This is a genomic window from Streptomyces sp. NPDC001634, from assembly GCF_040298185.1.
Taxonomy (GTDB): domain Bacteria; phylum Actinomycetota; class Actinomycetes; order Streptomycetales; family Streptomycetaceae; genus Streptomyces.
Genome location: NZ_JBEOZU010000030.1, coordinates 59,449 through 69,717, shown reverse-complemented (window position 1 = coordinate 69,717; position 10,269 = coordinate 59,449). Strand labels below are relative to the sequence as shown.

Here is a 10,269-nt window from a genome sequence, read left to right as displayed (position 1 = left end):
CCCCAACCCCCCCCGCCGGGCGCCCCCCCCCGCCCCCCCCCCCCGCACTCCCTCGACGGAAACGGAACGTACGGGCGTCAGCCCTGCTTGGTCTGCTTGCGGGACTTGTCGGTGACCATGACGAGACCGGCGATGACCAGGAACAGCACGATCGGCGTCACCACGAACAGCCCCAGCGTGTCGATCACGCTCAGGCCCTTGCCGGGGTCGTCGCCGTCGTCGCGGGTCAGCGCGAGCGCGGGGGACGACATGAGCAGCATCATCAGCGTCGTACCGGCGGCCAGGGCGCCGGCGCGCAGGGCGTTCTTCTTGTCCACAGTGCAAAAGTAGCGAACGCCCGAACGGCCCGCGCGCCCGGGGGTGCACTACGAAGCCCCCGGCGCCCTGCACTCCGGCCCCGCCCCGGAACAGGACCCGCGCATCCCCCTCGGCCCCGGCCATCCCAGATCACTCGCTCCACGCCCCTCCCCGCCCCCGTCCGCCTCGCGCCGCTCTCCCGCGCCCCTCCCCCGCAGCACGTCCACCAGCGCGTGCAGTCGCGGTGAGGCCGCCAGTTCCTCCAGGGTCACGGGGCGCCCCTCCGCGTCCGCGATCGGCAGGCGCCAGTTCGGGTATTCGTCCCAGGTGCCCGGCAGGTTCTGCGGGCGCCGGTCGCCCACCGCGTCCGGGAGCCAGGCGCCGATCAGACGGGCGGGGGTGCGCAGCAGAAAGCGGTGGACGGCCTGTATCTCGATCTCCTCCGACACCGCCGAGGCCCCTCCGCTCACCCCCTTCAGCAGTCCGAGCCGGGACAGCAGGGCGAGCCATTCGCCGGTGTCGGCGGCCGCCGCGGCGCGTTCCTGGTCCAGGGGGCCCGTCAGCAGGCCCAGCCGGTCGCGGAGTTCGACGTGTTCGCCGGTGAGCCGCGCAGCCGTCGGCGGCAGGTCGTGGGTGGTGGCGGTGGCCAGGCAGTCCGCCCGCCAGCGCTCGGGCGGCAGCGGCTGCCCGGTGCCCTCCCAGTCCCGTTCGAACCAGAGGACGGACGTGCCGAGCACCCCGCGCTCGTGCAGCGTCTCGCGCACACCCGGCTCCACCGTCCCCAGGTCCTCGCCGATGACCAGCGCACCGGCGCGCGAGGCCTCCAGGACCAGGACGGCGAGCATGGCCTCGGCGTCGTAGTGGACGTATGTGCCCTCCGTGGGGGGCTGCCCCTGCGGCACCCACCACAGCCGGAACAGGCCCATGACGTGGTCGATGCGCAGCGCGCCCGCGTGCCGGAAGAGGGCGCGCAGCAGGCGGCGGTAGGGGGCGTAACCGGTGGCGGCGAGACGGTCGGGGCGCCACGGGGGCAGGCCCCAGTCCTGGCCGCGGGCGTTGAAGGCGTCCGGCGGGGCGCCCACCGACATACCGGACGCCAGGTAGTCCTGTTGCGCCCAGGCGTCGGCACCGCCCGGGTGCACGCCGACCGCGAGGTCGTGGATCAGCCCGACCGCCATCCCGGCGTCGCGCGCGGTGCGCTGGGCGGTGGCGAGCTGGGCGTCGGTCAGCCAGGCGAGCCGGCTGTGGAAGTCGACGCGGTCCATCAGCTCGGCGCGGGCGCGGGCGGTTTCGGCCGAGCGCGGATCGCGCAGCCGGGAGGGCCAGTTCGGCCAGTCGGAGCCGTACACCTCCGCGAGCGCGCACCAGGTCGCGTGGTCCTCCAGCGTCTCGCCCTCCTCGGCGAGGAAGTCGGCGTAGGCGGCGCGCCGTCCGGGACCGAGGGGGACGGCGTGCACGAGTTCGAGCGCCTCGCGCTTGAGCTCCCACACGGCGTCGCGGTCGATCAACGCGCCCTTGTCGAGGACGGATTCCCGCAGCCGCGCGGCGCGCTCCAGCAGCGCCCGGAGGTGGTCACGGTCGTCGACGTACGGGAACTCGGGGACGTCCTCGATGCGCAGGTGCACGGGGTCCGGGTAGCGGCGGGAGGAGGGGCGGTACGGGGACGGGTCGGTGGGGGCGCCGGGTACGGCCGCGTGCAAGGGGTTGACCTGTACGAACCCGGCGCCGAGCGCCCGTCCGGCCCAGGCGGTCAGCTCGGCGAGGTCACCGAGGTCGCCCATGCCCCAGGAGCGGCGGGAGAGCAGGGAGTAGAGCTGGACGAGCAGCCCGTACGAGCGGGCCGGCGGGGCGGGCAGCCGGGCGGGCGCGGCGACGAGGTGGGCCTCGGCGGTCCGGCCGTCGGGTGCGGTGGCGTGCAGCGTGTGGACGCCGGGCGGGAGTTGTCCGGCCGAGGCGCGTGTCTCGCCCTGCTCGGTCTCGATCCTGAGGCGGGTGCCGTCCGGGAGGGAGGCGAGCGCGGCGGGCGGCCCTCCGCCCCAGCAGACCACGGTCGGCGGCAGCAGTCGTTCGCGCAGTTCCCCTTCGCGTGCGGCGAGGGCGTGGCGGACGGCGTCCGGGCTGCTCGCGTCCACGCCGAGTGCGCTCAGTGCGGCGGTGATCGCCGCGTCGGACGCCGCGACCGTGCGGTCCGGGGACGGGCGGTAGGAGGTGGCGACGCCGTGCAGCGCGGCGAGCCGGGCCAGTGGCGTCTCGTCGCGTGCGGGGTCGGCCGGCGTCATCTAGAACCCCGTGGGCGAGGGGTCCGGGCCGGCGGCGGAGGGCTCGCTGGTCAGCGGTGTGGGGTCGGCGAGCGGAGGTTCGCTGGTGAGGGGCTCGGCGTCGGGCAGCGGCGGTTCGCTGGTCAGCGGCGCCTCGGCGCAGACGCCCTCCGCGCTGAGGGCGCACAGCAGGGTCTCCGGGTCGGCGCACGGTTCCGCCTCGTATGTGGACAGGGCCGGTAGCAGGGGGTGTGCCGGTGCGGCCATGGGGGCCTCCTTGTCGTCGTACGACGGATGCGGGCGAGGTCAGGCCTACCCAGTGGGCGCGTGCGCAGACGTACTGGGGCGAACAACGTGTGTTTGGTCACAAACCGTACCCGGCGCGCGGACGCGTGGGCGTGCACCGGGCGCACTCCATGGCCATGAGAGCCCAACTCCCCGGGATCTCGGCGGTGCTGCTGGTGACCGTCGTGGGGACCGGTTTTGTGGGTGTGCGGGAGGTGCTCCTCGACAGGCTGCACCGCTCCGGCCCGGATCAGCTCGCCATGGACATGTCCTTCTACATCACTGGTGTCGACTTGACGGGCGCCGCCGTCCTGGTCGCCCTCGCGATCACCCTTTCGGGGCTGGCCGTGGGCACCGCCGAGTCCCTCGCCACCCGCCGCCGCGGCCTGGCCGCACAGGTGGCCGCCGGGGTACCGGCCCCGGTCCTGGTGCGGGCGCTGCTCCTGGAGACCGCGCTGCCGCTGGCCCCGGCGGTGGCGCCGGCCGGCACGGGCGGGCCGGCGATCGGCGCCTGGTACGCGGGGCTGACGGGCGGCTCCGTACCGCTGATGCCACTGCTGGTGCCGATGGCGGTCTACGCGGCCTGTGTGCCGGGCGCCGCGACCGCGCTCCCCCTGCTGCGCCGCTCGGTCCGCCCGGCCGAACTGCGCTACGCATGACGACCGGCTCGGGGCGACCGGCGCCCCGGGGAACGCGAAGGCCCGGATCGTCAGGCGGAAATGCCGTCGATCCGGGCCAAGGCGTCATCCGCGCCGTACGGCTGCAGGTATGGCAGCCAGCGCGGGTCCCTATGCCCGGTGCCGATGATGCGCCACGCCAGACCGGTGGGCGGAGCGGGTTTGTGACGGAGCCGCCAGCCGATCTCGAAGAGATGGCGGTCGGCCTTGACGTGGTTGCAGCGGCGGCAGGACGCCACCACGTTGTCCCAGACGTGCTGACCACCGCGGCTGCGCGGAATGACGTGGTCGACGCTGGTTGCGACGCCACCGCAGTACATGCACCGGCCGCCGTCGCGTGCGAAGAGCGCGCGCCGGGTAAGAGGAACGGGCCCCCGGTAGGGAACCCGCACGAATCGCTTGAGCCGGACCACGCTGGGTGCGGGGACAGTGACGGTTGCGCTGTGCATATAGGCGCCGGACTCCTCGAGGCAGATGGCCTTGTTCTCGAGGACGAGGACGAGCGCGCGGCGGAGCGGTACGACGCCGAGTGGCTCGTACGACGCATTGAGGACCAGGACATGCGGCACGGATGCCTCCTTGTACGCCGGCGGCGCGTGGCTCGCGCCGGGACGATCTGCAGCCAGTCTCCCCTCATGCCTGGTGGAAGCGCCACCATGTCCCGGTAACGGGCTGGGAGTGTTTTCGACCACACCTGATGCATCCCCCGGTATGCGCCCCCTTACTTCACCAGGTGCGCTCCAAGTGAGCACGCCCTCTACCGAGGACATCGCCACGATCCCCACACGATGCCCCGTTAGTGTGGTGCCCCTGCCCCTCCGGTGACCTTTCCGTGACCTCGACGACCTTGACGACCTGGATGACCCGGACGACCTTGACCGCTCGCACCGGAGGCAGACGCAGCACCAGGAGGTACCTGCCGTGTCCTTGCCCGCCCTACTGGCCGCCGGCGCCACGCCGTCCCCGTCGCCCTCGGAGACGACGGCTCCGGCGGTGCCCACGCTCCAGGACGCCCAGCAGAGCGCGACGAACGCCGCGAGCTGGGTCGAGCAGAACTGGTCCACGTGGCTCGCGATCGGCCTGCGGGTCGTGCTCATCCTGGTGATCGCAGCGGTGCTGAGAGTGGTGGTACTGCGGGCGATCACCAAGCTGATCGACCGCATGAGCCGTACGGCCGAGGCGGTGGACGGCACGGCGCTCGGCGGTCTGCTGGTGAACGCGGAGCGCCGTCGGCAGCGCTCGCAGGCGATCGGCTCGGTACTGCGCTCGGTGGCGTCGTTCCTGATCCTGGGCACGGCGGCGCTGATGGTCCTGTCGACGTTCCAGATCAACCTGGCGCCCCTGCTGGCCTCCGCCGGTGTCGCGGGAGTGGCGATCGGTTTCGGCGCGCGCAACCTGGTGACGGACTTCCTGTCCGGCGTGTTCATGATCCTGGAGGACCAGTACGGCGTCGGCGACAGCATCGACGCGGGGGTGGCTTCCGGCGAGGTGATCGAGGTCGGCCTGCGCGTGACGAAGCTGCGCGGCGCGGACGGCGAGATCTGGTACGTCCGCAACGGCGAGATCAAGCGCATCGGCAACCTCTCGCAGGGCTGGTCGACGGCCGGGGTGGACGTGACCGTCCACCCCAGGGAGAACCTGGACCGGGTGAGGGCGACCCTGGACGCGGTGGCGGAGCAGATGAGCAAGGACGAGCCCTGGAACGAGCGCCTCTGGGGCCCGATCGAGGTGCTCGGCCTGGACAGCGTGCTGCTGGACTCGATGGTGGTACGCGTCTCGGCGAAGACGATGCCGGGCAAGAAGCTGTCGGTGGAGCGCGAGCTGCGCTGGCGTATCAAGCGGGCCTTCGACGAGGCGAACATCCGCATCGTGGGCGGCGTCACGGTTCTGGAGGACGGCGAACCCCCGGCCGACCCCACGGCAGCGATGGCGGCGCCCTCGGTCCAGGCGAACCCCGAGTCCCCGCAGGCGGAAGCGGCGTCCCCGATACCGTCGGCGCGACCGGCAGCGAAGTAACAGGTCGTACGAGGGAGGCGGCGTCCGGGGTTCCGGGCGCCGCCTTTTTGCGTGTGCGGGTGGGCGGAACGGTTCAGCACACTCGTTCGAGTGAACGGGAACGATTTTGCAGGTCAGCGGCGCAACGGGGGCGCGCATGCTCCCAACGGGGCACCCGGCGTGGGCGTAGCCTGGCACCAGCGTGACGAGGAGATCCAGCGATGAGCGCCGAACTGATCATGGAGCCGGTCATGACGCAGCAGGACCCCATCGACCTGTTGATCGCGTTCGAAGAGGCGTCACCAATGCCGATTCGGCCGGAGTACATCGAGGAGACGGGCATCGCGCCGCCTCAGCCGGACGAAGAACACAGCGACGGCATCGCTCAGCTGTTTCTCCAGTTCAACGATGCGGGTTTCCACCTGGCGGGCTTCGGTATGGGCTTCCGCGCCGCGCATGAGGACGGCCGGACACAGGCTCTGGTCGTTCCGGACTTCTACGTTCGCCGCCGCAAGGCAACCGAACTCGACGTGTCCTACTGCAAAGCCCACAAGGGCTGGTACCCCATCGACATGCTCGCCGTTGTGGGGGAGGTGACCTCCACCAACCACGAGACGGACACCGGCCCCAAACTGCGAACCTATGCGAGCGCCGGCGTCCCCGTGTACGTCCTGATCCATCGCAGGGAGCAGAAGGCCTACTGCTACTCCTCTCCCCTGACCCAGGGCGACGACCCCACCAAAGCTCGCTACAGGGCAGAAGTGAAAGTCAGCATGGGCCACCCCCTGCGCCTCCCTGACCCTTACCCCACCCTGGACACAACCCCGTTCCTGGAGAGCTGACCCCCGCCGACCCCACTGACTCCCCTCGAGGCCGCCGGGCACCTGCTCGGCGGCCTCTGCCGTTTCCCGGTCGTTCCCCACGTAACGAGTTGGTTGCCTGCAGTGGCCGGTATTGACGCCTCCGCGACATCGGGCCTACTTTCCTCTCACCGATAGGAAACTTTCCTAACAGTGATCTTCAGGGTCCGCCCGACACGGGAAGGGCCCCGGAAACGATCACCGGTGGACTTCCCGGCGGCCCCGCTGAGAAGCTGGGTCGTTGAAAGGCAGGTGGCGACAGACATGGCAGGATCCGCCGGTACGCCGGGCACCCCGCGCGTGCTGCGCGCCATGAACGACCGCGCCGCCCTCGATCTGCTGCTGGAGCACGGTCCGCTCAGCCGCACCCGCATCGGCAAACTCACCGGCCTGTCGAAGCCCACCGCATCCCAGCTGCTCGCCCGTCTCGAAGCCGCCGGTCTGGTCCTGATGACCGGCACCAGCGAGGGGCGTCCGGGGCCGAACGCGCAGCTGTACGTCGTCAATCCGGCCGCCGCCCATGTCGCCGGCCTGGACGTCACCCCGGAGCGCATCCTCGCCGCCGTCGCCGACATCACCGGCAGAACGGTGGGCGAGTACGAGCTGCCCACCCCGGGCCGCCGCCCGGCGCAGCCCGTCGTACGGCAGGTCACCGACGCCCTCGACGGCGCCGTGAAGGCCGCCGGGCTCGCCGCCTCGGACGTGCACCGGGTCGTCATAGGCACCCCTGGCGCCTTCGACCCCAACACCGGCCGTCTGCGCTACGCCTCCCACCTGCCCGGCTGGCACTCCCCCGCGCTGCTCGACGAACTCGCCGCCGCGCTCCCGATGCCCGTCGAGTACGAGAACGACGTCAACCTCGTCGCCCTCGCCGAGCAGCGGCTCGGCGCGGCCAGGGGGCACGACGACTTCGTCCTGCTGTGGAACGAGGGCGGTCTCGGCGCCGCACTCGTCCTCGGCGGCCGGCTGCACCGCGGCTGGACCGGCGGCGCCGGCGAGGTCGGCTTCCTGCCGGTGCCCGGGGCGCCCCTGGTCCGCCAGGTGACCAAGGCCAACAGCGGCGGTTACCAGGAACTGGCCGGCTCCCAGTCCGTCCCCAAGCTGGCCCGCGAACTCGGCATCACGGACGTGCCCACCGGCCCGTACGCCGAGGTGGCCGCCGCCCTCGTCGCCCAGGGAGCCGACAGCACCACCGGCCCCCACCGGCAGCTGCTCGAGACGTACGCGACACGGCTCGCCACCGGTCTGGCCGCGCTCGTCTCCGTGCTCGACCCCGAACTCGTCGTGCTCAGCGGCGCCTCCCTCACCGCAGGGGGCGAACCACTGCGGATCCTGGTCCAGGCCGAACTGGAGGAGCTGGCCGCATCCAGGCCGCGCCTCGCCGTCGGCGACGTACGCGAACACCCCGTGCTGCGCGGCGCGTTGGAGAGCGCGCTCGCAACCACCCGCGACGAGGTCTTCGACACCTCGCGCTGAGCCCCCACCGGGCCTCACCCCGGTTTCACACTCCGGCCCCGACACCCGCACCGGTTCCACCCGGCTTCAACCTCCGCCCGGCACCCGCTCCGGTCGAACCCACACCCCGCCCGCCCCAGGGAGACCCCGTCATGCCCGAAGCCATGCCCAAAGTGATCCGAAAGACGGCTTTTGCCCTTACTGCGTCCGTCGCTCTCCTCACCACCGCCTGTACCGGACAGTCCTCCTCCGGCGCGAGTGACGACGCGTCCAAGGACACCACCATCAACTTCTGGCACGCCTGGAGCGCACCCAACGAGACGAAGGCCGTGAACGCGCTGATCGCGGGCTTCGAGAAGGCGCACCCCAACATCCACGTCAACGTCGTCGCCAACATGACCGACGACAAGATCAACCAGGCGCTGCGCACCGGCGGCGACAAGGCTCCCGACGTCATCTCCTCCTTCACCACGAACAACGTCGGCAAGTTCTGCTCCTCGGGCGCCCTCGTCGACCTCAACCCCTTCTTCAAGAAGGCGGGCATCGACCCGGACACCACGTTCCCGAAGGCGATGAACGAGTACACCCAGTTCGACGGCAACCGCTGCACGGTGCCGCTGCTGGGCGACGCGTACGGGCTCTACTACAACAAGGACGCCTTCAAGAAGGCGGGCATCACCAGCCCGCCCAAGACCTGGTCCGAGTTCGAGACCGACGCGAAGAAGCTCACCATCTCCGACGGCGACAGCTACAAGCAGCTCGGATTCATGCCGGACTACCACGGCTGGGAGACGACGACCGAGCATTACTTCGCGCAGTTCTCCCCCACCTACTTCGGCAAGGACGGCACGTCGAACCTCGCCAAGGACCCTGCTTTTGCGGCCGGTTTCACACTCCAGAAGAAGCTCGTGGACGAACTGGGCGGCTTCCAGAAGCTGGAGAAGTACCGCTCCGAGCTGGGTGACGAGTGGGGCCCCAAGCACCCCTTCCACACGGGCCAGGTCGCCATGCAGCTGGACGGCGAGTGGCGCCTGGGGATGGCCCTGGACGCCAAGCCGAAGTTCGAGATCGGGGTGGCTCCGCTGCCCGTGCCCGACGACCAGGCCGCCCAGTACGGCAAGGGCTACATCACCGGCACCATCGCCGGCATCGCCGCCACCAGCAAGAAGCAGAACGCGGCCTGGGAGCTGGTGAAGTACATGACCACCGACACGGACGCGGTGGTGAACTTCTCCAACGCCATCCACAACGTGCCCTCCACGCTGGCCGCGCTGAAGTCGCCCGATCTGAAGTACGACCCGCGCTTCAAGACGTTCCTGGACATCGCGGCCAACCCGAACTCGACGACGACTCCCGCCTCGATCAACGGCGGTGTGTACCTCACGACGATCCAGCAGCTCGGATTCGACTACGAGAGCGGCAAGGCGACCGACCTCAAGGCGGGCCTGGCGAAGACCGCCCAGCAGATCGACACGGACATCGCGCAGGCGAAGTAGCGATGAGCACGATCACCCTCGCGTCGAAGCGCCGCCGGGCGGCGCTTCGGACCGTCGCCTTCATGTCGCCCTGGCTGATCGGCTTCGCGGTCTTCTTCGCCTACCCGCTGATCTCGACCGTCTACTTCTCGTTCATGCACTACGACGGCTTCAAACCGCCGACGTGGAGCGGGGCGAAGAACTGGACGTACGTCTTCCAGAGCTACCCCTACTTCTGGCCCGCTCTGCGCAACACCCTGTGGCTGGTCCTCGTGATGGTCAGCCTCCGGGTCGTCTTCGGACTCGGTGTCGGCATGCTCATCACGAAGATCAAGACGGGCACGGGTGTCTTCCGCACCCTCTTCTACCTGCCCTACCTCGCCCCGCCGGTCGCCGCGACAATGGCGTTCGCCTTCCTCCTCAACCCCGGTACGGGCCCGGTCAACTCGATCCTGGAGAAGATCGGCATCCCGGCACCGGGCTGGTTCAACGACCCCGCCTGGTCCAAGCCCGCCCTCACCCTGCTCGCCCTGTGGGGCGTCGGCGACCTGATGGTCATCTTCATGGCCGCGCTGCTGGACGTGCCGCAGGAGCAGTACGAGGCGGCCGAGCTGGACGGGGCCTCGGCGTGGCAGCGCTTCCGGTACGTCACCCTGCCGAACATCTCGCCGATCGTCATGTTCGCCGTCGTCACCGGCGTGATCCAGACCATGCAGTACTACACACAGCCACTGATCGCCGGGAAGGTCGCCTCGGGCGTCATCCAGGGCGCCGGCACTCAGTTCGAGCCGGGCTATCCCGAGAAGTCCACGCTCACCCTGCCCCAGCTCGTCTACAACCTGGGCTTCCAGCGCTTCGACTACGGCTCCGCCTGTGTGGTCGCGCTCGTGCTCTTCGTCCTCTCGATGGTGTTCACCGCGTTCCTGATGCGGCGCCGGGGCGGCCTCAATCTGGCAGGTGACTGACC

General features: G+C 70.5%; 9 protein-coding genes and 1 pseudogene. 6 read left to right on the top strand and 4 right to left on the bottom strand.

Going from position 1 to position 10,269, the window contains the following annotated elements; all coding sequences use genetic code 11:
• Positions 1–77: 77 nt before the first annotated feature.
• The 3 genes from ABT186_RS21550 to ABT186_RS21540 are packed head-to-tail and all read right to left on the bottom strand — an operon-like array spanning position 78 to position 2,822.
• Positions 78–317 (bottom strand): hypothetical protein, encoded by a 240-nt coding sequence (locus tag ABT186_RS21550; protein ID WP_351237853.1) that lies wholly within the window; start codon positions 315–317, stop codon positions 78–80.
• Positions 318–365: 48 nt separating this feature from the next.
• Positions 366–2,576, bottom strand: coding sequence for a 4-alpha-glucanotransferase (gene malQ, locus ABT186_RS21545; RefSeq protein ID WP_351237851.1), 2,211 nt, complete (start codon positions 2,574–2,576; stop codon positions 366–368).
• On the bottom strand, positions 2,577–2,822 hold the full coding sequence (locus ABT186_RS21540) for a hypothetical protein (protein ID WP_351926289.1): 246 nt from the start codon (positions 2,820–2,822) through the stop codon (positions 2,577–2,579).
• A 179-nt stretch (positions 2,823–3,001) separates the two neighbouring features.
• Here ABT186_RS21540 and ABT186_RS21535 point away from each other — a divergent pair.
• Positions 3,002–3,499 (top strand): annotated as a pseudogene (locus ABT186_RS21535) (ABC transporter permease); the annotation flags it as partial.
• 50 nt (positions 3,500–3,549) lie between these two features.
• Here the strand turns inward: ABT186_RS21535 and ABT186_RS21530 are convergent.
• Positions 3,550–4,086, bottom strand: coding sequence for an HNH endonuclease (locus ABT186_RS21530; protein WP_055490050.1), 537 nt, complete (start codon positions 4,084–4,086; stop codon positions 3,550–3,552).
• Positions 4,087–4,438: 352 nt separating this feature from the next.
• Here ABT186_RS21530 and ABT186_RS21525 point away from each other — a divergent pair, with 352 nt between their 5' ends.
• The 5 genes from ABT186_RS21525 (at position 4,439) to ABT186_RS21505 (ending at position 10,267) form a co-directional block, all read left to right on the top strand.
• Positions 4,439–5,533: a mechanosensitive ion channel family protein gene (locus ABT186_RS21525; RefSeq protein ID WP_351227701.1), complete on the top strand. Its 1,095-nt coding sequence runs from the start codon at positions 4,439–4,441 to the stop codon at positions 5,531–5,533.
• 200 nt (positions 5,534–5,733) lie between these two features.
• Entirely contained in the window at positions 5,734–6,354 is a 621-nt protein-coding gene (locus ABT186_RS21520) for a Uma2 family endonuclease (protein WP_351227703.1), read from the top strand.
• 282 nt (positions 6,355–6,636) lie between these two features.
• Complete coding sequence (locus ABT186_RS21515; protein WP_351227705.1) at positions 6,637–7,848, top strand: ROK family transcriptional regulator; 1,212 nt, start codon at positions 6,637–6,639, stop codon at positions 7,846–7,848.
• A gap of 143 nt (positions 7,849–7,991) precedes the next feature.
• Positions 7,992–9,323 carry an ABC transporter substrate-binding protein gene (locus tag ABT186_RS21510; protein ID WP_351926321.1) on the top strand — a complete coding sequence of 444 codons (1,332 nt, stop codon included), beginning with the start codon at positions 7,992–7,994 and terminating at the stop codon, positions 9,321–9,323.
• 2 nt (positions 9,324–9,325) lie between these two features.
• Positions 9,326–10,267 (top strand): carbohydrate ABC transporter permease, encoded by a 942-nt coding sequence (locus tag ABT186_RS21505; RefSeq protein ID WP_351227707.1) that lies wholly within the window; start codon positions 9,326–9,328, stop codon positions 10,265–10,267.
• Positions 10,268–10,269: the final 2 nt, after the last annotated feature.

Coding starts and splice junctions, on each gene's coding strand:
- ABT186_RS21520 (WP_351227703.1), top strand. CDS start 5,734: ATGAGCGCCGAACTGATCATGGAGCCGGTCATGACGCAGCAGGACCCC.
- ABT186_RS21515 (WP_351227705.1), top strand. CDS start 6,637: ATGGCAGGATCCGCCGGTACGCCGGGCACCCCGCGCGTGCTGCGCGCC.
- malQ (WP_351237851.1), bottom strand. CDS start 2,576: ATGACGCCGGCCGACCCCGCACGCGACGAGACGCCACTGGCCCGGCTC.
- ABT186_RS21540 (WP_351926289.1), bottom strand. CDS start 2,822: ATGGCCGCACCGGCACACCCCCTGCTACCGGCCCTGTCCACATACGAG.
- ABT186_RS21505 (WP_351227707.1), top strand. CDS start 9,326: ATGAGCACGATCACCCTCGCGTCGAAGCGCCGCCGGGCGGCGCTTCGG.
- ABT186_RS21510 (WP_351926321.1), top strand. CDS start 7,992: ATGCCCAAAGTGATCCGAAAGACGGCTTTTGCCCTTACTGCGTCCGTC.